Annotated in this window: 15 protein-coding genes and 1 pseudogene; 13 read left to right on the forward strand and 3 right to left on the reverse strand. The window is 71.1% G+C overall.

All coding sequences use genetic code 11. From position 1 onward, the window contains the following. Positions 1-883 (reverse strand): AMP-binding protein (locus tag D7X74_RS20560; RefSeq protein WP_147446630.1); only part of this gene is annotated, 883 nt, incomplete at its 3' end. A gap of 201 nt (positions 884-1,084) precedes the next feature. Here D7X74_RS20560 and D7X74_RS20565 point away from each other — a divergent pair. The 5 genes from D7X74_RS20565 to D7X74_RS20585 all read left to right on the forward strand — a co-directional run bounded on the left by D7X74_RS20565 (position 1,085) and on the right by D7X74_RS20585 (position 6,286). After that, positions 1,085-1,867 (forward strand): SDR family oxidoreductase, encoded by a 783-nt coding sequence (locus D7X74_RS20565; RefSeq protein ID WP_120534686.1) that lies wholly within the window; start codon positions 1,085-1,087, stop codon positions 1,865-1,867. Between the two features lie 273 nt (positions 1,868-2,140). Further along, entirely contained in the window at positions 2,141-3,187 is a 1,047-nt protein-coding gene (locus D7X74_RS20570) for a hypothetical protein (RefSeq protein WP_199741861.1), read from the forward strand. Positions 3,188-3,206: 19 nt separating this feature from the next. Continuing rightward, positions 3,207-4,349: a lipopolysaccharide assembly protein LapB gene (locus D7X74_RS20575; protein WP_120534687.1), complete on the forward strand. Its 1,143-nt coding sequence runs from the start codon at positions 3,207-3,209 to the stop codon at positions 4,347-4,349. A gap of 45 nt (positions 4,350-4,394) precedes the next feature. Next, positions 4,395-5,702 (forward strand): AHH domain-containing protein, encoded by a 1,308-nt coding sequence (locus D7X74_RS20580; RefSeq protein WP_370450783.1) that lies wholly within the window; start codon positions 4,395-4,397, stop codon positions 5,700-5,702. A 14-nt stretch (positions 5,703-5,716) separates the two neighbouring features. After that, a complete protein-coding gene (locus D7X74_RS20585; RefSeq protein ID WP_120534688.1) occupies positions 5,717-6,286 on the forward strand; it encodes an imm11 family protein in 570 nt (189 codons plus the stop codon). A gap of 47 nt (positions 6,287-6,333) precedes the next feature. On the opposite strand, the gene lexA is transcribed toward D7X74_RS20585, so the two are convergent. Further along, on the reverse strand, positions 6,334-7,002 hold the full coding sequence (gene lexA / locus D7X74_RS20590; RefSeq protein WP_120534689.1) for a transcriptional repressor LexA: 669 nt from the start codon (positions 7,000-7,002) through the stop codon (positions 6,334-6,336). A gap of 195 nt (positions 7,003-7,197) precedes the next feature. Between lexA and D7X74_RS20595 the strand changes: the two genes are divergently transcribed. From D7X74_RS20595 to D7X74_RS20620, 6 genes are all read left to right on the forward strand, one after another. Then, positions 7,198-10,533: a response regulator gene (locus D7X74_RS20595; RefSeq protein ID WP_120534690.1), complete on the forward strand. Its 3,336-nt coding sequence runs from the start codon at positions 7,198-7,200 to the stop codon at positions 10,531-10,533. Next, on the forward strand, positions 10,530-12,365 hold the full coding sequence (locus D7X74_RS20600; RefSeq protein WP_120534691.1) for a sensor histidine kinase: 1,836 nt from the start codon (positions 10,530-10,532) through the stop codon (positions 12,363-12,365). The genes D7X74_RS20595 and D7X74_RS20600 overlap by 4 nt, the downstream gene beginning before the upstream one ends. 32 nt (positions 12,366-12,397) lie before the next feature. Further along, positions 12,398-13,369, forward strand: coding sequence for a FecR domain-containing protein (locus D7X74_RS20605; RefSeq protein ID WP_120534692.1), 972 nt, complete (start codon positions 12,398-12,400; stop codon positions 13,367-13,369). A gap of 153 nt (positions 13,370-13,522) precedes the next feature. Continuing rightward, entirely contained in the window at positions 13,523-15,454 is a 1,932-nt protein-coding gene (locus D7X74_RS20610) for a hypothetical protein (RefSeq protein ID WP_233602178.1), read from the forward strand. Further along, the gene (locus D7X74_RS20615) at positions 15,451-19,152 is read left to right on the forward strand and encodes a flagellar motor protein (RefSeq protein WP_370450784.1); all 3,702 of its coding nucleotides are present in this window, start codon (positions 15,451-15,453) and stop codon (positions 19,150-19,152) included. Before D7X74_RS20610 ends, D7X74_RS20615 begins: the two co-directional genes overlap by 4 nt. A gap of 10 nt (positions 19,153-19,162) precedes the next feature. After that, the gene (locus tag D7X74_RS20620; RefSeq protein WP_120534693.1) at positions 19,163-22,267 is read left to right on the forward strand and encodes an MYXO-CTERM sorting domain-containing protein; all 3,105 of its coding nucleotides are present in this window, start codon (positions 19,163-19,165) and stop codon (positions 22,265-22,267) included. Here the strand turns inward: D7X74_RS20620 and D7X74_RS20625 are convergent. Beyond that, positions 22,251-23,603 (reverse strand): response regulator, encoded by a 1,353-nt coding sequence (locus tag D7X74_RS20625; RefSeq protein ID WP_120534694.1) that lies wholly within the window; start codon positions 23,601-23,603, stop codon positions 22,251-22,253. The two genes, D7X74_RS20620 and D7X74_RS20625, sit on opposite strands and share 17 nt — an antisense overlap. A 27-nt stretch (positions 23,604-23,630) precedes the next feature. On the opposite strand from D7X74_RS20625, the gene D7X74_RS20630 reads away from it, so the two are divergent. Both D7X74_RS20630 and D7X74_RS20635 read left to right on the forward strand, forming a co-directional pair. After that, entirely contained in the window at positions 23,631-24,020 is a 390-nt protein-coding gene (locus D7X74_RS20630) for a VOC family protein (protein WP_120534695.1), read from the forward strand. Positions 24,021-24,093: 73 nt separating this feature from the next. Continuing rightward, positions 24,094-24,848 (forward strand): annotated as a pseudogene (locus tag D7X74_RS20635) (hypothetical protein); the annotation flags it as partial.

The following is a 24,848-nucleotide window of genomic DNA, read 5'->3' on the forward strand; positions in this document are numbered from 1 at the left end:
CCTCCATGACCTGTGGCGGCAGCGACGCGGACGAGGAGCGGATGAAGCGCAGGCGGTGTGACTTCAGGCTCTCCGTGTTGCGGCGGGCGCGCTCCACCAGCGCCTGATGCATGGTGGGGACGGCGGTGTACCAGGTGGGGCGGGCCTCCTCGAACCAGGCGAAGAAGCGCAGGGCGTTGAAGCCCGGCGTGCACACCACGCGGCCTCCCGCGCCCAGGCTGGACAGCACCGCGGCCACGAGCCCGTGGATGTGGAACAGCGGCATGATGTTGAGGCAGGTGTCCCCGGGGCCCAACCCCAGCAACGCGCCGATGTGCCGCGCGGAGGCGGTGAGGTTCGCGTGCGTCAGCGGGACCAGCTTCGGTCGCGCCGTCGTTCCCGACGTGTGCAGCACCAGCGCCACGTCTGAGTCGTGGGCTCCCTCGGCGTGAGCGGCGGTGACGGGGAAGGGATGCTCGCACTTCAGCGTGAAGTGACCGGCGGGCCCGTCCGGGGTGGGGCTCAACTCGATGAGTGGGAGGTTGCGCTCCTTCGCCACCGCGCGGGCCGGGCTCTCCATTCCTTCGAGGATGAGGAGGGCCCGGGCCTGGAGGTCGTCCAGGTAGAAGGTGAACTCGTCCGCGCGGTAGGCGGGATTGAGGGGCGCGGTGGTGGCGGCGCTGGCGACGGCGATGAACGCGGCGGCCATCTCCGGCCCGTTGGGCAGCACCAGCGCGATGCGATCCCCAGCACCCAGTCCCCACCAATGCAGGCTGGCGCGGACCTGGGCGGTGAGCTCCCGCAGGGCGCCGTACGTCAGCCCTGGGCGTCCGGGGGCGCTGATCGCCACGTCCTCCGCGCGTCCTCGCGCGAGCAGTGCGGCCAGGGTGTTCGTTCGCTCCATGTCCGTGCGCCTCCCTGCTCCGGATAGGACCTGCGTCCTCGGGGTGCAACCGCTTCGTGTCTGCCTGCTCCCGTTTTTCGGAAGGGGGCTCCATGACCTGGGCCGTGGCGCGCTGGCTTCCCGTCGAGAGGCGGGGGCACGGACCGCCCCCCTGAAACCGGAGTGGGACGACCTGCTATATCGGCCCCGGGAGGCTTCACCATGTCGCGGAAAATCGCACTCATCACCGGCGCTTCGGCGGGACTCGGAGAGCAGTTCGCGGAGCGCTTCGCCCGGGATGGGCACGACGTCATCCTGGTGGCGCGCGGCGTGGCGAAGCTGGAAGCACTGGCCTCGCGGCTGGAGCTGGCGCACCGGGTGAAGGCTCACGTGATGCCGGCGGACCTGGGCCAGCCGGGGGCGCCCGAGCAGCTCTTCGCGCAGGTGCAGGCGCTGGGGCTCGCGGTGGAATTCCTCGTCAACAACGCGGGCTTCGGATCCTCCGGGCCGTTCCTCGAACAGGCGCTGGCCCGCGAGGCGGAGATGGTGGAGGTCAACTGCTCCGCGCTCCTGAAGCTGACGCACCTGTTCGCGCGGCCCATGAAGGAGCGGGGACACGGGCGCATCCTCAACATCGCGTCCACGGCGGGCTTCCAGCCAGGGCCGTACATGGCGACGTACTACGCGACGAAGGCCTTCGTGATGTCGTTCTCGGAAGCGCTCGCGTTCGAGCTGCAGGGCACGGGCGTGACGGTGACCTGTCACTGTCCAGGTGCCACGGCGACGGAGTTCGCCTCACGTGCGGGCAACACGGAGTCGCGGCTGTTCAAGCGCCCGGGGGTGGCGACGTCCCAGGACGTGGTCGCGCATGCCTACGCTGCGATGATGAAGGGCCGGGTGCTCTCCGTGCACGGCCTCCTCAACTGGATGGCGGCCTTCTCGCTCCGTTTCAGCCCTCGTGCCGCGGTGCGTTTCGTCACGGCGAAGCTGAACCAGCAGGCGTGAGGGCGCAGGACGGAGACGCTGGGCGTGGGCCAGGAGGAGGGTAGAGTGTCCAGCGTGTCACGCCCTTCCTGGCTCCTCCTCACTTCGTGCCTCGTGTCGCTGGCCACGTCCGCGCTCGCGCAGGACGGGACGGCTCCGGCCCCTCCTTCCTCGGCTGGGACGCAGGTGGACTCCGGTCCACCTGCCGGGCCTCCGGTGACACCCCCTCCGCCTCCTGGACTCGGGACGGGCCTGGTGGATGCTCCCTCGCCTGCTGCGCCTGGGACGGGACCGGTGCAACCCACCCCGGCATCCGTTCCCGAGGCGAGCCCCGCGAATCCGGCCTCACCGGCGACTTCCCCGAAGGCTCCTGCCGAGGAGGCGAAGACCGCGCCGGCCATCGTGGCGGTGCTGCCGCTGGAGTCCAACGCGGCGGGGAAGGAAGCCGCGCCGGGCATCACCTCGCTCATCGCGAGCCGCCTCGCGGAGTCTTCGCGCCTGCGCGTGCTGTCCCAGCGCGACATCCAGACGATGCTCGACGCCGAGCGCCAGCGGCAGCTGCTGGGGGGCTCCGCCTGTGAGGAGGATGACTGCCTCAAGGAGTTGTCCTCGGTCACGGGGGCCCGCTACATCCTCACGGGGCGGTTGGATCGCTTCGGGGGGCAGTACTTGCTCACCGCGAGCCTCGTGGACACGCGCGAGGGCCGCAGCCTCGCCCGGCCGCGCGCGGAGGCCTCCGACGATGATGCGCTGCTGCGCACCGCCGACGCCGTGTCCGACGAATTGCTGGCGGTGCTGTCATCGCTCGGGGCCCCTCTCAAGGGGCGTCCGTTGCTGGGCGGGGCGGTCGCGACCTCGCCGGGCGGCGGGCTCACGCTGGGGCTGCGCTTCAACAACAGCTTCATCGACAAGCTGTCCTCGTTGAACCCGGGCCTGGACCTGGAGGTGGGGTACTGGTTCCACCCGGAGTGGCAGGGCTTCCTCCAGGTGGGCTTCACGCTGGTGCGCACGAACGGCGACACCGGCGAGGGCAAGCTCAACGTGCTGCCCAGCATCCTGGGCGCGCGGCACTACCACCGGCTGGACAAGTCCTTGCGGCCCTACTGGGGCTTCGGTCTGGGCGTGCAGCTGTCGTTCGGCGACTTCGGCATCTTCCAGAGCACGGGCCCGCTGCCGTCGGTCGTGGGCTTCGCCGGGTTGGAGTACCTGCTGGCGGGCCATGTCGGCTTCCAGCTGGAGCTGGGGACGAACATCGCGCAGGCCGTGCTGGGGCTCGCGCAGGATCGCGAAGGCGACGGCCTCAACCTCGACGTCAACGCTGGCATCGCGTACCACTTCTGAGTCTTCCGGAGCCTTGTCCATGTCCTCGCGTCTGCGTGCCCTGCCCCTCCTTGCGTTGCTGGCCTCCGGTGCCTGCACCGAAACGCCGAAGCTCGATCCGAAGGACCAGGCGGAGGGGCTCTACATCCGGGGCAACTCCGAGTACCTCCAGGGCAACTTCGACGCCGCGCTCAAGTCCTTCGACGAGATGAAGGGCCTGATGCCGGCGGATCCGCGCCTGCCCGCCGCGAGGGGCGAGGTGCTGTTGTCGATGAGCCGGTTGGAGGAAGCGTCGAAGGAGTTCGAGGCCGCGCTGCGGTTGGAGCCCAAGCGCTCCACCAACTGGAGCCGGCTGGGTTTCATCCAGGCGCAGCTGGGCAAGGCGGACGAGGCCCGAAAGTCGCTGCAGAAGGCGCTGGAGCTGCATCCGCGCGACTTCAACGCGCTGGAGCAGCTGGGCGAGCTGGCGGAGGAGCGCGGCGACCATGACGACGCGGTGGCGCGGCTCACGCAGGCGGCGGAGGCCGCGCCGGACGCGTCGAAGGCCGACCTGACGCTGCGCGCGGTGGAGATCCTGACGACGCAGGGGCGGCAGGAGGACGCGCTCGTGTTGCTGCGCAAGGCGACGGCGCAGGGGCTGAGCTCGCCGGAGCTGCTGACGGCGCTGGGCGACGCCGAGGTGCGCGCGGGCCGGCTGCCGGAAGCGGCCACGGCGTACCAGGAGGCCGCGAAGAAGTCGCCCAAGGATCCGACGCTGTGGGAGCTGGTGGGGGAGATCCAGCTCAAGCTCGGCAAGCGCGACGAGGCGCTGGCGGCCTACCGTGAGTCGTTGAAGGTGAAGGACCGCGCCATCGTGCACGTGGCGCTCGCGAGGGCGCATCTGGCGGCGGAGGACAAGGCGGCGGCGGAAGGGGAGCTGCAGAAGGCCTTGGAGACGGTGTCGGGTTCGGACGTGCGGGAGATGCAGGAGGTCGCGGGCCTGCTGACGACGCTGGGGCGCAAGCCCGACGCCCTGCGCATCCTGACGAGCCTGGGCTCGGAGCCGGGGCATGCGAAGGACGTGGAGTTGCAACTCGCCACGGCGCGGCTCGCTCGTGACTTGAAGGACACCGCCACGGTGCAGGCCGCGTGTGCCCGGGTGGCGCTGGCTTCCACGGATGGCGGCGTGGCGAAGTGCCCGTAGGTGGGTGACAGCTTCGGGGGCTGCGTGACGCGTGGATGGCTTTGCGTGCTGCTGCCGTTCCTCCTGGTGGGCTGTGCGTCGGTCCGGGTCGTGAGTCTGGACACAGGCGCCGCGGCTCCCCTGGTCGTGACGCCCCGGGAGGAAGAAGAAGCTCCGCTGGAGGATGCGGAGCTTGATGATGACGAGTTCGAGGCGGCGGTCGCTTCGCTCGCCCGGGACGTGCGTCCGTTCGCGCATCCGCTGCGGGATGCCCGGTCATTCTTCGGGGTTCCTGAACGCAGTGGGGTGTTCGGGTTCGAAGCGCGCACGCGGCGGATCGTCCCCTTGGGGGATGCGGAGACCCGCGAGCTGCACCTGTTGGATGATGCGTCGGCGGAGTTGACGCGCGCCTACGGCCGCTGGTGTGAGCGCAAGCAGCAGGGGCGGGATTGCCTGGCCCTGCTGGAGGAGGGACCGCTCCTGGGCAGCGATGGTCGATACGTCCTGGCGATGGCGCTCGCGATGTCTTCGGTGTGGGCGGAGACGGCGGAAGCCTTGCGGGGCATGGCGGATCCGCAAGCGGTGATGGCCACCGTGACCGCATCCATCACGATGTACCTGCTGCTGTGGTCATTGCCGGAGCCGGTGTCCAAGGGCGTGGCCGCGTTGATGACGGCCACGGCCATCGCCTACCTGGGCGTGGACACGGTGTGGCGGTTGTTGGACGGGTGGTTGACGCTGGTGAAGGTGGCGGACCGCGCGATGACGTTCGAGCAGTTGCGCGAAGCCGGTGAGGGGTACGGGAAGGTCCTGGGACAGAACGCCGCGCGGGTCTTCGTGATGCTGGCGACCGCCGCGCTGGGAAACACGGTGGGGCTTGCCACGAAGGCGTCCGCGTTGCCGGGCTCCGCGCAGGCTGCGCTCGCGGTGGAGGCCCAGGCGGGCTACGCGTACGCGGGCATCGGCGGTGTGCGGTCGGTGGCGATGACCCCGAATGGCTTCTCCATCGCGCTGGCGCCCAACGCGGTCGCCATGTCCACGCGGGGCGGGAGCCAGAAGCATCATCTGGCGACGATTCGCAACAGCACGTCAGCGTCGCGCGGGGGCCCGTGGACACCCCGGTTCCAGCGCATCTTCCGCAAGGCCGGGATGGAGTTGAAGGACCCGGAGAACATCGTCGAGGTTCCAGGACATCGCGGTCCCCATCCCCAGCGGTACCACCAACGCGTCTATGACCGATTGGAAGAAGCAACGCGCGGCTGTCGGAACGTCAATCAGTGCCGGGAGATGCTCGTCGCTGAACTCAGGAAGCTCGGCCAGGAAGCCTCGACGCAAGGCACTGGCCTCAACAAGCTGCTCACGCGAAGCGAGTGATTCCAGAGCAACCGATGCCACGGCGCTACTTTCGACTCCTCGATGATGTCTCCATCCCAGAGCGATGGGACCTGGGAACCCCTCAGGACGTGCAAGGCAATGAAGTGGATGACCCCTGGATGTTCAGGGAGGGGCGGACAGTCCATGTCGCAGAGCGCCTCCAGGTGCCTGTCGAGCATCCAGGAACACCTCTGGACTTCACGCTCGCGGGTTTCAGCACTCCGGTCGTCCGCGCACCTGTCGCCGCGGTCTTTTCAGCGCAGGCCGCTCAGGATGTTCAGCTCGTGCCCGTGGTAATCCCCGGGAATCCGGAGCCGTACTCCATCCTCGTCGCCAGCCGCCTCATCCGCTGCATTGATGACGCCGCATCTTCGGAGGTGATCCGCTGGACACCCGAGGATGGTCGGCCAGAGCGGGTGGGCCAATACCGCGATGTTGACGGGATGCGCATCGACCCAGGGCAGGTCGGGGATGCGCAGGTGTTCCGGACATGGGGCTGGTCCATCGCCCTCATTGTCTCCGAGGAACTGAAGCACGCGCTCGAACGCATCCATGCCAAGGGCGTGCGCTTCACCGAGGTCTGACACCGCGCCCGGGCCCACGGAGCCCGGGCGGCATCCAGCAACGACCTCTACGTCCGACCGCCCTGGAGCTTGCGGTACACGCCCACGACCTGGCCCAGGATCATCGTGGAGCGGAAGTCCGTCCGGTTCACATAGATGGGCTGCATCGTCGCGTTCGCCGGCTGGAACCGGATGCGGTCCACCTCCGGGTAGTAGCGCTTCACCGTGGCCTCGTCCTCGATGAGCGCCACGACGATCTCCCCGGGCTGCGCCGACGGCGTCTTCTTCACGAACAGGTAGTCCCCGTCGTGGATGCCATCGTCGATCATCGACTGACCCTTCACCCGGAGCGCGAACACCTCACGGCCGTTCACCCCACCCAGCAGGAAGCTGTCGATCTTGACCGAGTCCTCCATGTTCTCCTGCGCGAGCGCCGGCAGACCCGCCGCCACCTTGCCCAGCAGCGGGATTTCAATCATCCCAGAGTCCCGGCTCTTCATCCCCAGGCCCAGCAGCAGCCGCGCCCGCTTGGTCGGCACCAGCGACCGGCTCTGCTGCTCGCCCCGGGTCAGGTAGCCCTTGCGCTCCAGGGCCTTCAGGTGGTCGTTCACCCCGTTGGTCGAGCGGATGTCCATGTGCTCCCCAATCTCCCGGATGGTCGGGGGGAAGCCTCGGTTCTCCGTCTCCTTCACGATGAAGGTCAGGATCTCGCGCTGGCGCTCCGTGAGTTCTTCCATGGCCGCACTCCTTCGCTCGCTTGCCCGTCTGCTTGAGCCGACCGGGCAACAGAATTTCAGTACCCCATGCTCCCTGAACATACGTGTAGAGTCAATCCGTTCAGTGCCCCCACCCATACCGTGTGTGCTGACGGAGGCCCGTCTTTCTCGCAACTTGAGGAGGCGCGTTGATCTCGGCGTACACTTGGCGCTGCCGTGTCCGACCTCCGCCACACGCTGCTCTTCGTCGACGACGAGGCTGACGTCCTCGACATCCTCAGCCGGATGTTCCAGCGGCGTTACCGCGTCCTCACGGCGCCTACCGGCCGCGCAGCCCTGGAAATCCTGCGCACCGAGTCCGTGGACGTCCTGGTCACCGACCAGCGCATGCCGGAGATGACGGGCATCGAGCTCGTCACCGCCGCGCGCGCCGAAGGTCTGGACGTCACCACGCTGCTCCTGACCGCCTACACGGACCCCCAGGACATCATCGCGGCCATCAACCAGGGGCAGGTGTACCGCTACGTCACCAAGCCCTGGGACGTGAACGACCTGCTCATCACCGTGAAGAACGCGGTGGAGTACTCGCAGCTCAAGAAGGACAAGGAGCGGCTGATCCGCCAGCTCCACCAGCGGGTGGAGGCCCTCTTCGTCCTCTACGAGGTCAGCCGCGCCAGCGCCAACGACCCGGCCAGCTACGACGCCATCATCGACCGCGTGCTCACCGCCGTGGCCCGCGTGCTGCCCTACGACTGCGGCGCCGCCCTCATCGCGCCGGAGGGCTCGCGCGGCGCCACGCTGCGCCTGCGGTGCGTGGGCACCGTGGGCGAACAGGCCCTGCTGGGCGTCAAGGAGTCCATGCTCGGCGCGTACCGCAAGAGCAGTGGCCTTGCGCTGCCCGAGGACCGGGTCATCACCCGCGTCACCGGCACCACCACCCAGGACGCGGCCTCGCCCGTCGTCTACCCCAACCAGCTCACGGTGAACCTCACCGCCGCGGGCAAGCCCGTGGGCATGCTGTCGCTGTTCTCCCACCGCGCGGACGCGTTCACCGAGGACGACGGCCTGCTGCTGGATGTGCTCGCCAACCAGACGGCGGACGCCATCCAGTCGCTGCGCTCGGCGGAGGAGGAGGCCCGTCACCGCATGGAGCGCATGGTCGCGTCCATGGCGGACGGCGTGGTGCTCACCGACGAGAAGAACGACATCGTGGTGATGAACCCCGCCGCGCGCCGCCTCCTGCGCGCGGGCGAGGAAGGGCAGGGCAACTCCAGCCGCCTCCTGGAGGACCGCCTGGGCTTCCAGCCGTTCCAACTGGTGCGCAACCTGGAGTACAGCGGCCACCAGATTTTGCGCGAGGACGTGAAGCTCTTCGACCGCACGGTGCAGACCACCGTGACGCCCGTGAACGACGCGCGCGGCACGCTGCGCGGTGTGTGCGTGGTGCTGCGCGACATCACCGACCAGAAGCGGCTGGAGGAGCGCAAGGACGCGTTCGTCTCCATGGTGAGCCACGAGCTGCGCACGCCGCTCACCTCCATCACCGGGGCGTTGGACCTGGTGCTCAACCGGATGGCGGGGGACATCAACGAGCGGCAGCACCGCTACCTGTCGCTGGCCAAGGACTCCGCCGAGAAGCTCAACAGCATCGTCGACGACCTGCTGGACCTGTCGAAGTTCGCGCAGGGCCGGCTGCGGATGAGCTTCGAGCGCATCTACCTGGAGGAGCTGGTCCAGCGCGTGGTGGAGAAGTACGGGCCCGCCTTCGCGGAGCGCCGCGTGCGCGTGGTGCCGCTGCTGCCCCAGCACCCGCTGCGCGCCATGTTGGATCCCAACCGCGTGAACCAGGTGCTCAACAACCTGCTCAACAACGCGGTGAAGTTCACGCCCGAAGGCGGCGAGGTGCGCGTGGAGCTGCGCGCCACCTCCAGCCTGCCCGGCTACGTGGTGCTGTCGTGCTGGAACAGCGGCGACCCCATCGCCGAGGACAGCCTGGAGCGCATCTTCGACCGCTTCGAGCAGGCCCGCACGCAGGCCAACCGCACCGTGCGCGGCACCGGCCTGGGGCTGGCCATCTGCCGCAACATCGTGGAGGCCCACGGCGGCCGCATCTGGTGCGAGCCGTCCTACGACGGCGTGCGCTTCATCGCCGTGCTGCCCACAGAGCCGCCGCAGGAGGTGCTGTCGCAGGAGGGCGTGGAGATGCAGCCCTCGCCACAGCCCGTGCGCCCGGAGTCGCGCGGCAAGCTGCTCATCATCGAGGGTGAGCCCGAGGTGGGCCACATCATGAAGGCGCTCCTGGGCGGCCGGGGCTACCGGGTGCGGCTGGCGGCGTCCGCGGAAGAGGGCCTGAGCGCCGCGCGCAACATGCACCCGGACGTGCTGCTCGTGTCGGTGCGCCTGCCGGACGTGGACGGCCTGCGGCTGGCGGAGATCCTCCGGCATGATCCGGAGACGCGCCGCGCGCCGCTGCTGCTCACCTCCGCGTTCGACGAGCGCCAGCGCGCCTTCCGCGCCGGCGCGGACGCGTTCCTCGTGCGGCCGCTGGCGGGGGACAAGCTGCTGGCCACGGTGGACTCGCTGTCGCGGGGTCGCGCGGGCGCCCAGCACGGCCGCGTGCTGGTGGTGGACGACGACGCGAAGATCGCCTCCGTGTGCCGTGAAGTGCTGGAGGGCATGGGCTTCGAGGTGGGCGTCGCGCACAGCATCGAGGAGGGCCGCCGCTCCCTGCGCGAGCGCCGCCCGGACGCGGTGCTGCTGGAGGTGTCGCTGCCGGATGGCGACGGGTTCGCGTTCCTGGAGGAGATCAAGGCCGAGCGCGCCAGCGGCCACATCTCCGTCATCTTCATCTCCGCGCGCACGGAGACGTCCTCCAAGGTGCGCGCGCTGAAGCTGGGCGGGGACGACTACATCACCAAGCCCTTCGACGCGCTGGAGCTGGGCGCGCGCGTGGAGAGCCTGCTGCGGCGCAAGGAGCAGGAGCTGTCCTCGTCGCCCACCACGCAGCTGCCGGGCTCCACCGCCATCGAGCGCGAGGTGCAGCGGCGGCTGTCCGCGCGCATGCCGTTCGCGTTCTGCTACCTGGACCTGGACAACCTCAAGGCCTACAACGACTACTACGGCTTCGCGAAGGCGGACGGCGTGGTGCGCCAGACGGGCGACCTGATGCGGGAGATCTTCCAGCAGGAAGGCGCCGTCGGGGACTTCCTGGGCCACGTGGCGGGAGACGACTTCGTCTTCATCACCTCCACGGAGTCGGTGGACCGGGTGTGCCAGCGGGCCATCGAGGCCTTCGACCGGATCATCCCGCTCTACTACGACCGGCATGACCGGGAGCGCGGCCACATCGAGGCGGAGGATCGCTTCGGGGAGAAGCGCCACTTCCCCATCATGAGCGTGTCCGTGGTGGCGGTGATGACCGACGGCGTCGCGCATGATCACGCGGAGCTGGCGCGCCGGGCCGCGGACATGAAGAAGAAGGCCAAGGCCATCCCGGGCTCCGTCTTCCTGCGCAGCGACGTGGAGCGCGTGGTGCGGTCCATCACGGGATGAGGCTCTACCAGCAGCTCATCCTCTTCATGCTCGCGGCCACCGTGCTGCCCCTGGCCGCCGTGGGCTTCCTGCTGCTGTCGCGCGCGGAGGCGGAGGTCGCCTCGCACATCGATGCGCAGCAGCGCGCGCTCGCGTCCGCCACCGCCGAGGCCGTGGGCACGAGCCTGATGGAGGTCGTCAACGGCCTGGCCCGCTCCGCCGAACTCATCGACTGGGAGCGCGCCACGCCCGACGAGGTCCGCGGGGGGCTTGCGCTCCTGTACGGCCAGTCACCGACGGTGAGCGCCGTGCTGGAGCTGGACGCCCGGGGCCAGCCGTTGGGACCGCCGGTGTACCAGCAGCGGTCGGGTCATCCCGACTTCTCCGAGGCGGGGCTGGAGCCGCTGGTGCACGCGGTGCCGGTGCAGTCGCTGCTCGCGGGGGGCAAGGGGCAGGCGGCGCTGGGCAGCGCCTACCGGCACGCGGCCACGGGCCACTCCGCGATGGGCGTGGCGGTGAAGCTGGCGGACGGAGCGGATGCGCCCTACGCGATCGCGGAGGTCGTCCTGCTCGAAGTGGAGGCGCTGCTGGAGCGGCGCGCGGGCCAGGGGTTGACCCGGCTGGAGGTGGTGGACGGCCAGGGCCGGGTGCTGGCCAGCTCCCAGCCCGAGCGCGACCTGAAGCCCCTGGAGCCGGAGCTGGTGGCGGCATTGGGGCCCACGCGGGGCCAGGACGGCGTGCGCAGCTTCCAGGTGACCAACCCCGCTCGCCGGATGAGCGTGGCCCGGGTGCCCGAGGTGCCGGGCCTGGAAGTCGTCGTGACGGTGGACGACGCCCTGGCCCTGGCGCCCGTGCGGCAGTTGCGCCGCACGGTGCTGGTGTCCGTCGCGGGAGCGCTGGGCGTGCTGCTCGTCCTGGGCGGGCTCTTCACCCGCCGCGTCAACCGCCGGCTCGCGGAGGTGATGCGGGGCGCGGAGGCCTACGGACGCGGCGAGCTGGAGCGCCGCGTTCAGGTGGAGGGGCAGGACGAATTGAGCGAGCTGGGGTCCACCTTCAACCGCATGGGCGAGGAGCTGGAGGCGGCGCGCGCACGGATGCTGCGCTGGAACGACGACCTGCGCGCCCGGGTGGATGAAGCCACCGCGGACCTGCGGGCCGCGCAGGCGCAACTGGTGGAGGCGCAGAAGCTGGCGGCGGTGGGCCAGTTGGGCGCGGGCGTGGCGCACGAAATCAACAACCCGCTGGCCGGCATCCTCGGCAACGTGCAACTGCTGCTGTTGGACCGGGCCAGTGACGACACGGACTTCGAAACGCTGCGCAAGATTGAGCAGAGCGCCAAGCGCTGCAAGGACATCACCCAGAACCTGCTGCGCTTCTCCCAGCAGCGCGAGCGCCCGGACCTGCGGCCCGTGGACTTGAACGCCGTGGTGCGCGACGCGCTGAGCCTCACGGAGAACCAGACGCGCGGCGAGGGCATCGACCTGGTGACGGAGCTGAGTCCGCAGATGCCCCGCGTGAAGGCGGACCCCGGACACCTGTCCCAGGTGGTGCTGGCGCTCCTGTCCAACGCGCGCACCGCGATGATCAAGACGCCAGTGAAGCGGCTGGCCCTGCGCACCGGCGAGCGCGACGGCATGTGCATCCTGGAGGTGGAGGACACCGGCAAGGGCATCGCGGAGAACATCCGGCCGCGCATCTTCGAGCCCTTCTTCACCACCAAGGACGTGTGGTCCAACGTGGGGCTGGGCCTGAGCGTCGCGTGGCGCATCATCACGGAGGCCGGAGGGACCCTGGAGGTCCGCTCGGAGGCAGGGCAGGGGGCCCGCTTCACCATCGTGCTGCCCCGGGCGTGAGGGGGGCCGCTGTGCTAGGCAGGGGCCAACGCATGGCTGCTTCCACCTCCCGCTCGCGACAGGTGCCGTTCCTCGTCGGCATCCTCCTCATCCTCGCCGCGCTGCCGGTGGGCTGGTTCGTCTTCCTCCGGGAGCCCCCCGCGCCGCCGCCGCCGCCGCCCACGGAGCGCGTGCCCGTTGCGCCCGAGCCCGTCAAGGAGAAGCGCGTGGAACTGGAGCTGGCCTCCGTGGAGGGCACCGTGGAGGTGCAGCGTGGCGGCAACGGTGCGTGGGCAGCCGCCACGAAGGGAATGGCGCTGGGCGATAAGGATGCGGTGCGCACGCGCGATGGCTCCTACGCCGTGCTGGTGAATGGCGAGACCTTCGAGGTTCGTATGAACCCCGGCACCGCGGTGTCCGTGCAGGAGCTGACGACGTCCGTGTCGCGGATGATGATCGACAACGGCTCGGCCACCGCTGTCGTGCGGGGCGGCAAGCGCCACAGCTTCGAGCTGTCCGCGAAGGACAGCGACGCGAAGGCGACCACCGGAGACGGTACCTTCACCATGAGCAACAACGGTGCGGGCACGGTGCGCGTGGACACGAGCCAGGGCGAGGTGAAGCTCCACGGCAAGGAAGACAAGTTCGTCATCGTCCGCAAGGGGCAGCAGTCCATCGTCCGCAAGGGACAGGCTCCTTCCGACCCCACCCCCGTCCCGACGAGCATCCTCCTGAAGGTGAGCTTCCCCACGAAGCCGCAGAACAAGCGCGAGCTCGTCATCACCGGTCAGACGGATCCCGGCAATCAGGTGGAAGTCAACGGCGTCATGGTGAGCGCGGACGAGAAGGGGAACTTCGCGAGCCCGGTGGCCCTCAAGGAAGGCGACAACAACGTGCAGGTGCGCGCCCTTGGGGTGGGGGGGCTGGTCGGAAAAGACGAGGCCAAGGTGGTCGTGAAGACGAAAGGGCCGGTGATAAAGATCCCTCCGCCGGATTGGAAGACCACGGGGGGCGCCTCGCCCTGATCCGTCACCCGGGCCATCAGGTCCCGCGGTGCACGCCTGACCTGGAGGGTCGCGCCGCCCGGGCCGGGGGCTTCGGGGCCGGAGGGACCGCCCCTTCCGGCGGGATGCGGCAGCAAAGAGGTGCAGTCCCGACGGTGGGCCTTGTAGAGTCGGGTGGCCCTGGAACGTCTGATCCCCGCCCTGTTGTTGGTGTGTGCCCCGGTCTGGGCGGCTTCGCTGGAGCTGCTCGGACCGGACGCGTCCGTGCCGCCGGAAGGCTTCACGGTGGCGGTGGTGCGTCGGGACGCGAAGGGCGCGCCGGTGACGTTTGCCCCGCCCACGGTGACGGCGGAGGGCGCGGAGGTGCGGCCCGGTCCGGAGGTGTCCCCGCTGCGCACCTTCGTCGTGGTGCCGAGGGCCCAGGTGCGCGAGGTGGTGGTTCGCGTGAAGGGCGACGCGGACGAGGTCCAGGCACGTTACGCCGTGGGGCCGCCCGCCAGCCGCATGGAGCTGTCGCTGGAGCCCGCCCAGCCGGTGAAGGGACGCGACACGGAAGCGACCCTCACCGTGCGGCGCCTGCTGCCGGACGGCGCCCCGGATGACAGCGGTGCGCCGCCGGTGCTCCGCGCGAGCACCGGCCAGGTGGAAGGGCTGAAGCACACGGGCCCTGGCACCTACGTGGCCCGCTACGTGTTGCCGTCGACGCGCCAGCCCGAGGCGGCCATCCTGGTGGCGCTGTCCGCGTGGCCGCATCCGCAGTCGGTGCACGGCGCCTATGGGCGGCTGCTGGTGCCGCTGGCGACGTCGCTGGCCCTGCCCGGGGTGAGCGAGGCCGGGGCGATGGTGTCCCTGGAGGTCGCGGGCAAGCGCTTCGGGCCTGTACACGCGGGCCCGGACGGACGTTTCGTGCTGCCGCTGATCGTCCCCCCCGGCCATTCCCTGGCCCGGGGCGAGGCGGAGGACAGCGCGGGCAACGTGGAGCGCATCACCATCGACCTCCAGTTGCCGCCGACGGATGGACTGGCGTGCGTGCTCAACCCGCAGCGGCTGCCCGCGGATGGCGTGTCGCAGGCCCGGCTCTTGTGCGCCACGAGCGATCCGAAGGGGGCGCCGGTGGCGGACGCGCGCGTCACCGTGAAGGCGAAGCACGGGCGGTTGGAGGGACCGAAGCGCGACGCGGACGGGATGCTGGAGTGGCGCTACACCGCGCCGCGCGTGCTCGCATCGGACGAGCGCATCGAAGCGGCGTGGCCGCAGCGCGGTCCCGGGTCGCGCGAGTCGCTGCCGATGCAACTGGTGCAGGGGCCCGTGCGGGACGTGACGGCGTCCCTGGCCGAACCGCTGGTGCACCGGGGGACGGAGGGAAAGGTGGTGGTGGTGGCCCGCGACGCTTCGGGTCAGCCGCGCGCGGAGGCGAAGGTGGAGATCTCCACGCCCGCGGGGACGGTGGGCCCGGCGGTGGAGGCGCCGCCGGGGACGTTCACCGCGCCGTGGCGCGTGCCGCCGGAAGCGGCCGAAGGTCCCACGGAGCTGTCCGTGCATGCGTTCGGGCCTCCAGGTTCGGAGCCCGCGCGGCTCGCGGTGTGGCGACAGGGCCAGCAGTTGGTGGCGGGGGTGGTGGACCTCGCGGGCCTTCCGGTGCCCCGGCAGCCGCTGCGGGTGGCCGGCGTGGCGAAGACGACGGGGGATGACGGCACGGTGGTGCTGGGGCCTCTCCTGGCCGGGGTGGTGCGCGTTTCGCACGGCGTGTGGCCGGGGCTCGATGTCACGGTGCACGTGCTGGGCAGCGAGGGTCCGGTGTTCCCGGAACATGCGCCGCTGGTGCCCGGGCCCGTGGTGCTGCGCGCGAACGTGGGGCCGTCGCTTCCGGTCAACGTGCGGGTGCGCGTGGAGGGCTCGCGCGTGACGTGCTGGGTGGAGGACTCGCGGGGCGTCGTGCTGGTGGACCGGCCGGTGCACGTCGCCCTGTCCGAAGGCGAGCGCGGTGACGAGACGGTGCGCGATGGGCTCACGCGCTTCACGGTGCGTGGCGCGAAGGGACCCGTGAGCGTGTCCGTGGCGGACGTGCGCACGGGCGTGACGGCCATCGAAGAGGTGCGGCCTTGAGGTGCGCCTGTCCGGCATCGGGCCAGACGTCCGTGCCCGGATGCGCGGGCGCATGTCCGAGGGGCGCATCCGCCGCCTTCGCGCACTTCGTCGCGTGGGGCCTCGTCTTCGCCGTGCTCCTGCTGTCGCCCGGCGCTTTCGCCCAGTCGCTGGCGCTGGATCTGCCCACCCAGGCTTCGACGATCGCGGGCCGCGTCTGCCAGGACGTGGACGGCGACGGGCTCTGCGGTCCCGACGAGCCGGGGCTCGCCAACGTGCGGTTGGTGCTGACCACCGGCCGTGAGGTGCGCACCGACGCCTCCGGCCGCTACCACCTCACCGGCGTGGACTCACGCCTGCCAGATGTGACCGACGGACTCCACCTGCGCCCGGGTCGTCACCTGTTGAAGGTGGATCCTCGCAGCCTGCCGCCGGCCAGTCAGGTGTTCCCGAAGGCCGCGACCGTGGAGGTCTCCTGGGGCGCCGTCGTCCTCCAGGACTTCACCCTCCGCCTGCCTCTCGCGCCTCCTCCCGCGCAGGCCGCGACCGTGCCCGCGAGGCCTCCCGAGGCGCGGGTCGCTCCCGAGGGCATCCGCTTCCTCCTCACCGGTCAGGCCGCCGCTGGTGAGCGGGTTCGCGTGGCCGACGTGGACGCAACCGTGGACGGCTCGGGCGCGTGGCAGGTGATGGTGCCGCTGCAGCCCGGGCTGAACGTCGTCTCCGTCACCACCGCTTCGCCGCGTGGAGAGGTGGGCATCTTCCAGCACCTCTTCGACGTGGTCCGGCGCGGGGAGCGCGGGTGGCTCGTCATTCCCCGCGAGGTGACGCGCGTGGCCTCCGTGAAGGGCCTTTCGTCCGATGCAACGCCGCTGCCCACCGGTGACACGCGCGTGTGGCTGGAGGCGCTTCCCGGCACCAATGTGACCTCCACCGAGACCGAAACCACGGTGGGGCCCGACGGTCGCGCGGGCCTCGGCATGCGGCTTGCGACGGGGCGCAACCTCGTGCCCCTCTCCTTGCGTCCTCCAGGGCGTCCCCAAACCACCGTGACCTTGGTGATCGAAGCGCGCGCCCAGCCCTTCGCCGTGGGACTGCTCGACGTGGAGGCCAGCATCGCGCCCGCGGGAGGTGGCTTCCGGCTGCGGGGGCGTGGCTCGGTTCATGGCGAGGCGCAGGTGGGGCCCGTGCAGGTGGTGGGCGAACTGGACCTGCGGGACACGGACCTGCGCCAGTTGAGCGACGCACCCCTCGTGGACTGGCTGCGTCCCCGTCAGCCCGAACGCTTCGACCGCTGGCGCGATCCCGATCTCGTTCCGGCGGAGTGGGGGGATGCCTCGCTGTCCCTGACCCCCAACCCCGCGGGCGGGCGCCTGCGCGTGGAGGCCCGGCACGAGCAATATGGCCGCGCCGGCTTCGGCACCTACCGCGCGCTCCTGCAGGATCGGGAGGTGGGCCGCTATCACCGCCCCCTCTTCGGGCCGTACGCCGAGGTTGAGAAGCACCTGGGCGAGCTGAGCGTGGGCGTGGACGCGTTCGCGGGAGGGCTCGTGGATCCGACGCGCGGCCTGGCCGCGATTCCCGCGCACGAGGAGCTGCGGGCCACGGGCGGCAGCCTCTACTACCTCGGCGGCAGCACCGTGGCGGAAGGGTCGGAGCTGATCCGCGTGGAGGTGCGCGACGGCGTCACCGGCCTGCCCCTGGGCGAGCGGCACCTGATCCGCGGCCGTGACTACGACATCGACTACCTCGCGGGCCGCATCCTGCTCGCGCGTCCCCTGTCGATGCTCACGGGGTCTTCGCTGCTGCGCACGGATGCGCTCACCGAGGCGCCCGAGCCGGTCCTCGTCGTGGACTACGCCGTGCTGCGCTCGGGGGATCCTCGCGACACGGTGGGCGGCGAGGCCTGGGCGCGCTGGCGCGATTCCTCCGTGGGTTTGTCCGCCGTGCGCGAACGTCGTCAGGGCGCACCGTTCCAGCTGCTGTCCGGACGCGGGAAGACGCGACTGGGGGCCTATGCGTTGATCGCCGAGGCCGCGACCAGCCGGGGCCTCGCGGTGGGGTCCGATGTCTTCGGTGTGTCGGACGACGGAGGCCTGAGCTTCCTCCGCCCCGTCGGCGCCCAGGACGACCATGGCGGCGCCGTGGGCCTGCGACTGAGCGGGCCCTCGCCCTTCCTCCCTGGCGGTTCCGTCGACGCCGCGTGGCGCGAGCGTTCGAAGGGGTTCTCCGACGGCGCCCACCAGGAGGCCGCGCGGTTCCGGCAGCTCTCGTTGCGCGCCACGCAGCCGGTGGGACCCCTGGGCTTCACGCTCCTGGGCGACGAGCGACGTTCAGCGGATCCGCGCCTGCCCTTCCAGGACGTCCCCTTCGCCGCGCGAACGCTGGCGGCCTCCGTGGGCTATCAGGACGACGGCCCCTGGGGCGTGCGCCTGGAGGTCCGCGATGGGTGGCTGCGCGCCAGCGAGGTGGCCGGCAGCGGCGACGTCCTTGAAGGCGGCCGCACCTCCGCGGGCGTGGCAGGGCACTACTCCGTGGCCCCGGGCGTGGTGGTGTCCGCAGGCCACCGGCAACGGCTGTTCGAGCGGGGCGGGGGACCGGGCCGCTTCGACGACACCTTCACCTCCGCAGGCGTGGAGGTGCAGTGGAGCGAGGATGCCGCGGTGGGCGTGAAGGGCGGCTGGGGGCCCCAACTGGGCCCACAGGCGTGGCTGGATGCGCGGATGCGGCGCGGCCGCGAGGAGTACTACGGCGGCTATTCCGTGGACGTGGACGGGCCGGACTTCGGCGCGGGTCGCGCGGTGACGGGGGCCCGCACGGAGGTGGGGGACGGCACCACGGTGTTCGTGGAGGACGTGAGCGCGCATGACGCCACGGCGATGCGGCTCGCGCGCGCGGTGGGCTTCCAGCATGCGGTGCTCAACGGCTTCAGCGTGGGCGCGCGCTACGAGCGCGGCGTGCGCCACCCGCTGGACATCGACGGCGACCTGACGCGCGATGTGGCCAGCGTCTCCACGCAGTGGCTGCGCGAGCGCGTCCGCGCGGACGTGCGCGCGGAGGTGCGCCACGAAGAGGGCATTCCCGCGCGCGGCGTCGGCAGTCCCAACCAGCCTGGGCCGGCGCCGGTGGACCGCACCCAGGTGGTGCTGGCGCTGGCCGCCGAGGCCCTGCTCGTGCGCGACGTGACGGCCTCCGGACGGCTGGACTTCGCGCACACCGCGGGCCAGGACGGGCTGGAGGCGCGGTTCGCGGAGGGCTTCGCGGCGCTCGCCTGGCGGCCGGGCCCCTGGCTGGTGGTGGCGCGCTATGGCCTCACGCGGGAGCTGTCTCCCGGCGTCCGTTCGGCCTTTGGCGACCGGATGCTCCAGACGCTGTCGCTGATGCCGGCGGTGCGGGTGGGCGACCGGCTGTCGGTGGCGGCGGGACTGCATGCCGGGCGCTCCAGCCTGGGGGACTCGGCCCGGTGGGTGTGGACGGGCACGCTGCGTCCGGCGGTGCGGGTGGTGGGGGGTCTGGAGGTCGCGCTGGAGGCGGCGCGGCGCACGTCCGCGGCGGATGGCCAGGGCCTGTCCTCCTTCCGGACGGAGGTGGCGTACCGGCTGGATGAGCGCCTCCGTGTCGCCCTGGGGTACACCGTGCTGGGCTTCAGCGGTTTGGGGTTGGGGGCGGATTCGGTGGATGCTCCGGATCGCCTCTACCTGCGGGCGGAGCTGGCCTACTAGAAGCGAAGGGATGTTGAACGTGCGAGTCTGGACGGTCTGCCTGGGGCTGGTGCTGGTGGCCGGGGTGGCCCGGGCGGGTTGGACCGTCACCCAGACCCAGAACGGCACCCCACTGGATGTGACCGTCTTCAGGCCCGGCCACTTCGCCGTGGCCACGGATCAGCAGTTGTGGATCTCCCGGGACGGGGGCGTGTCCACCCTGTCCGAGGGGACGGTGGGCAGCTACCTGTCGGGGCCGGACTGCGTGGTGGGGGTCCTCACCGACGGGACGCTCCGGAGCGTGGGCGGCTGTTCGCCGGCCGAAGGCACGCACCTGTTTCCGACCACCGGGGATGAGTATGAGCTGCGCTCGGTGCGCATCACCCCGGATGGGGGCGTGGGCTACGCCTCCGCGGCACTGCCCCCGCTGAGCTGGGAGTTCCGCTCCTCCCTTGTTCCGAAGCAGGGCACCGCCGAGTGGGGGCTCCTGTCGATGCCGCTGTCCGGCGCCGTGGCCCAGGCGCCGCTGGCCATCCTGCCTCCACAGTCGGACGGCATGCCGCACGCCTTGTTCTCCGTGTCTCCGACGACGGCCAACTTCGTCTGGTACCGGGGGACGACGCCCCAGCCCTATCCCGCGCAGGGGGTGGCGCCTCCCAGCGCGGCGCGCACCGTCGTGCTCCTTCCCGGCGTGGATCCGGCGAAGCCCCTCGCGTTCTATGGCAATGCCGAGGGTCTGTTCCGGGGGATCCTGGGCAGCGGCACCTCCCCGTTTGAACCCATCCAGTGGGGGGGAGGCCCGGCCTCGGTGGATGCGCTCGCCCTCGATGTGGCGAATGGCTCCGCCGCGGGCGTCGGCTTCGGCCTGATGCTCGTCAAGCAACTGGACGGTTCGGTGAAGGCCTTCAGCGCGGAGCCGGTGCCGCCCTCCTCGCTGCCGGGTTCCGTCTGGCGCAACAACCCGAACTTTCCCTCGGGCATCCGCACGGTGGCCAAACAGGTGTCCTGCTCGGGCGCGTCCTACTGCGTCGCCCTCCTCACCGCGCCGGCGCAGAACGTCCTCATCTACCAGAACGAGAAGACACCGGACCTGGGCAACGTGCCCTCGAGCCTCGTCATCGACGAGGGCAAGACCGAGCCGCTGATCCTCAACCCCCGCGACGGCGACGGGGATGCGGTGCGCGTGACGGCCACGACCCGGGATCCCAACGGCCTGCTCACCTCCGTTTCGGGGCCGCCTCCTTCGGTGGAGGACAACGGGCTGACGCTGTCGCTGACGGCGGACTCGGGCTTCTGCGCGAGCCAGCAGGCCTTCATCGACGTGGTCGCGTCGGACGGTCTGGCGGCGCACGACACGGCGAAGACGGTGAACGTGCGGCTGAACCACACCGTCCGGCCCGCCGCGCCCTCCAGCGTCACCGTGGACGTGCCGGGCGGTGTCTTCTTCGCGGGCGGTGCCGCGGGCACCCTCACGCCGGTGCGGGGCGCGTCCGGCTGCGAACCCGTCCGGTACCTCTGGGGCACGCCGCCCGCGAGGGCCCCCCGGCTCTCCGTGACGGACACGGTGGCCATGCTCGATCCGATCTTCACCAAGGCGGACCGGTGCAAGACGGACAGCACGGTCTTCAATTACTCCGTGAGCGCGAATGACGGTGAGCTGACGTCCTCCACCGCCACAAGCGTCCCCGTGGAGTTCCTCCCGTGGGGCCCTCCGGATGCGCCGTTCCCCAACCCTCCGGGGCCCCTCTACTCCGGGACGAGCCTGTCGCCCCAGGCGTTCCACCTGTGCGCCGGAACGCCGGGGCTGCCGCTGAGCACGTGGTGGTCGCGGCTCGACAACGCGCCGGGCGTGTCGGTGAGCGCGGTGAGGGAGCCAGGGACCGCGCAACCGGCGGTGGGCGGGTCGCCCGTCGAAGGCCCCGCCGTGGTGGTCGAATCGCAGGGGTGCGCCGACACCGCCGTGAAGCTGCGCGCGGTCCACCACGTCACCGTGAAGGGACACACGCTGGTGGGCCCGGAGTCCATCGTGGATGTGACGGTGAGACCGCGCCTGGTTCCCCTGGACTCGGTGAAGCCCCTCTTGAGCCTGGACCCGCCGGAGGAGCGCAAGGTGCACGGCCGCGTGGCGACGCCGAACCTCAACTGCGTCTCCTCGCGCAACGTCACCACGGTGGTGACGCTGGAGACCCCCGACGCCGCGGCCCAGGTGCTCGCCACCCGGACGCTGACCGGGGCCTCGGGTGACTTCGAACTGGACCTGCCTCCCACCTGCGGAAGCGCCGCCTACAACGTGCGGGTCCGCGTGCAGGAGCCCGTGGCCGGTGGCACCACCGCGACGTCGGAGACGGTCCAGTCGCTGACGCGCGACGCGCGCGACGTGGAGCTGGGTGATGTGAACGGAGAACTCGTCGCCGTCTGTGCAGAGGGCGCCCGGGGCACGCTGCGGCAGACCTTCCCCCCGGGGGCCTGCACGGCGGTGAACCTGGACTGGTCCTATGTGACGGGCCCGGAGCTGGAGTCCCCCGTGCCCGCGGGCGATTCAGTGACGCTGGCCACGAAGGACGCGCAGTTGGAGTCCCTGGTGGGCGAGTTCGTCACCCTGAGGGTGGCGGCCACGGGCGAAGGGGCCTCCGGCGCGACCCGGGAGCACTCGGTCCAGATTGGCGCCCGGCCCTTCGTGTCGCTGGGGCGCAACTCCGAAACCGGTCCGGGCTCCGACTCCAGCCAGGTGGGCGTCTCCGTCTCCCTGCGCAACGACACCGCGTGCGGCGTGTCCAGTGTCCGCTACGAGGAGTTCCCCTCCGGCGCGGAGGTGGTGCTGGACAGCGTGCGGCTGAACGGCCAGCCGGTGACGCCCACGGTGCTGGAAGGTGGCGGCTTCGCGGTGGAGCCGGTGCCGCTGGACGCGAACACGACCGCGACGCTCACGTACGTCATCCGTCCCGCGTTCCTGGGCACGCCGACGTTCTCCGGCATCGCGAAGCTGCGCGGAGTCGTGGTGTCCCAGCCGGAAGCGCCGCCCCCGTCCACGTCGGGCTGCGGCTGCTCCGGAGGTGGCTCCGGGGTGACGGCCTTCGGGCTGGGCGCGCTCGCGTGGCTTGCGCGGCGGCGGCGCGGCGTCAGAGCCCGAAGCTGATGCGCTGGCGCCGGTTGGGCGTCTGCTGACGCTCTTCCAGCACGCCCGACAGCTCCAGGCCGCGCAGGGTGGCCAGGGCCTCGCGCTCGGACAGGTCGGTGAGCGCGAGCAGGTCCTCCACCGTCTTCGTGCCGTCCGCGAACGCCAGCAGCAATGCCTGCGGCCCGGCCAGCTTCAGCTCGTGCAGGCCGTAGGGCGGATCCGCGGTGGGGAACAACCGGCGCCCGGGCGCCATCCGCTGACGCAGGGCCACCAGCGTCTCCGTGCGGGTGACGCCCTCCAGGATGAGGTCGCCGGGGAAGAGCGACAGCGGCACCAGGTCCGCGCGCTGCGGCCGCATGGGGCTGAAGCCGTAGCCGCCCTCCGTCCACGTGAAGGTGGACCAGAGGATGTCCTTCACCTGCTCCTCCAGCAGCCGGCGCCGCTGCGACGGGCTCAGCAGGCCGCGCTTCAAGAGCGCGTCCCCGGTGCGCAGCGTGTGCTCGCGCGCGTACGCGGTGGCCTCCGCCAGCTGGGCCTCCGTCAGCGCGCCCTTGCGCAGGCAGAAGCGGCCGAAGCGCTCCGGGGCCAGGTTGGAGGCGGCGTACACCACGCGGCCCGCCTCGAAGTAGACGACCTTCAGCACCGTGCCCTGGCGCAGCTTCAGCTCGCCGTGGTGGCGCGCCTCGTAATAGGCGTTGAGCAGGCGCGGCACCGTGGTGTGCTTCAGGTCTCCGCCCAGCGACCACTCGGGGAGCTGCCGGCGGCGCCGCTCCTGCGCGGGCACGGCCTCCGTCCAGACGGCGTCGCGCCGGGCGAAGGGCAGGGGCAGGGCCTCGGAGGGCGCCTCCTCTTCAACGGGGGCCTCCGGACGGGCGGCGTCCAGGGACGGCGCGGGCTCGGACACCACCAACTCCTCCACGCCTTCGTCCTCCACCAACTCCTCGAGGACGAGCAGGTCCACCTCGTCGAGCAGCTCCGTGTGGGGCACCGGCGGCACGCCCGCGGCCTCCTCCAGCGCGTCCATCACGGCGTCCAGTTCGAAGGGCTTCTCGAAGAAGGCGCGGGCGCCGTGCACCTGCGTGGCCTCCTGGGCGAAGCGGTCGCCCTTGTAGACGCCGCTGACCGCGATGGCGGGGATGGCGTGGGCCCTGAGCGCGCCCAGCACCTCGCTGCCCCGGATGTCCGGCAGTAGCAGGTCCACCAGCGCGGCGTCGAAGCGGGCCGTGGGCCCCAGGGACTCCAGGGCCGCCTCCCCCGTGAACACGGTGAGCGCGTCGTGACCCCGGGTCTGCGCCACCGTGGCGATGAGGGAGGCCAGTTCCTGGTTGTCCTCGACGATGAGCAGTCGCGCCATGGGCGGGCAGACCCTACCATCAACGCCATGAAGGACGTTCAGGGCTTCCACCACGTGGCGATTCAAGCGAAGGACGTGGAGCGCGTCACCACGTTCTATCGGGACCTGCTGGGCTTTCCTGAACTCAAGCGCCACCTGCGCGAGGACGGCACCCTGCGGAGCATCTGGGTAGGCGTCCCCGGGGGCTCCTTCCTGGCCATCGAGGCGGTGGAGGGGACCCCGGAGGGCTCGCCGTTCCGCCATCCGACGCCGGGGCTGCTGATGCTGGTGTTCCGCATCCCCCGGGAGGCCCGGGGTGGGGTGGTGGAGACCTTCGCCCGCGCGGGGGTGCCGCTGGAGCATGAGACGCGCTGGACGCTCTACGTGCGGGACCCGGAGGGCAACCGGGTGGGGCTGAGCCACCATCCGGAGGATTAGGGAGTCCAGGCGGCCGGGGGGCGTCCGGCCGGAGGCTTGCGGAGGGTGACGGGGCATGGCTACAAGCGGCCCCATGCGCCTGGGTGAACTGCTCGTGAAGGACGGCCTGGTGTCGGCGGCGGCGCTCGAAGAGGCGCTGGAGTCGCAGGTCGTGCACGGCGGTCGGTTGGGGACGAACCTGGTGGAGCTGGGGCTCCTGTCCGAACCGGACCTGGCCAAGGCGCTGGGCAAGCTCCACAACTGTGCCTACGCGTCCGGGGAGATGGTGCCCGACCCGAAGGCCGTGGCGCTGGTGAACCCGAACGAGGCGGACGACAAGGAATACCTTCCGATGCGCTCGGACGCGACGCGGTTGAGCGTCGCGGTGGTGAACCCGCACGACTTCCCGACGCTGGACGCCATCGCGTTCAAGACGGGCAAGCGCGTGGTGCCGGTGGTCATCCCCGAGTTCCGGATGAACCAGCTGCTGCGCCGTCACGCGAAGGCGTTCCGGCAGCTGCGGGCCATCGACATGAACGCGGTCCGTCCCCGTCCGGCGAAGGGCGCGGCGGCGGAGCTGGCGAAGGCGCAGGAGCGGCCTCCGGACCTGATGAGCGAGGAGGAGTTCCAGTCCGTCTACGCGCAGGCGCTCGGAGGGGCGGACGCCGACGACGAGGCCGTGCTGGAGGGGGAGATCATCACCGGCGTGGAGGTGGTGGAGACGCCCGTGCCCCCCCCGTACGCTGGCGTGGGACGTTCCACCATCACCACGGTGCGCTCTTCCAACTCGAAGCGACCGCCACCGCGCAGCTCGATGCGCGCGGAGGCCTCGGGCCCGGTGCGCACCCA

Origin of the sequence: Corallococcus sp. CA047B (genome assembly GCF_003612065.1) — a bacterium.
Lineage (GTDB): Bacteria > Myxococcota > Myxococcia > Myxococcales > Myxococcaceae > Corallococcus > Corallococcus praedator.

Excerpts from the sequence above, each read along its gene's own strand:
- D7X74_RS20565 (WP_120534686.1), top strand. The coding sequence starts at position 1,085 with ATGTCGCGGAAAATCGCACTCATCACCGGCGCTTCGGCGGGACTCGGA.
- D7X74_RS20575 (WP_120534687.1), top strand. The coding sequence starts at position 3,207 with ATGTCCTCGCGTCTGCGTGCCCTGCCCCTCCTTGCGTTGCTGGCCTCC.
- D7X74_RS20585 (WP_120534688.1), top strand. The coding sequence starts at position 5,717 with ATGCCACGGCGCTACTTTCGACTCCTCGATGATGTCTCCATCCCAGAG.
- lexA (WP_120534689.1), bottom strand. The coding sequence starts at position 7,002 with ATGGAAGAACTCACGGAGCGCCAGCGCGAGATCCTGACCTTCATCGTG.
- D7X74_RS20600 (WP_120534691.1), top strand. The coding sequence starts at position 10,530 with ATGAGGCTCTACCAGCAGCTCATCCTCTTCATGCTCGCGGCCACCGTG.
- D7X74_RS20605 (WP_120534692.1), top strand. The coding sequence starts at position 12,398 with ATGGCTGCTTCCACCTCCCGCTCGCGACAGGTGCCGTTCCTCGTCGGC.
- D7X74_RS20620 (WP_120534693.1), top strand. The coding sequence starts at position 19,163 with ATGTTGAACGTGCGAGTCTGGACGGTCTGCCTGGGGCTGGTGCTGGTG.
- D7X74_RS20625 (WP_120534694.1), bottom strand. The coding sequence starts at position 23,603 with ATGGCGCGACTGCTCATCGTCGAGGACAACCAGGAACTGGCCTCCCTC.
- D7X74_RS20630 (WP_120534695.1), top strand. The coding sequence starts at position 23,631 with ATGAAGGACGTTCAGGGCTTCCACCACGTGGCGATTCAAGCGAAGGAC.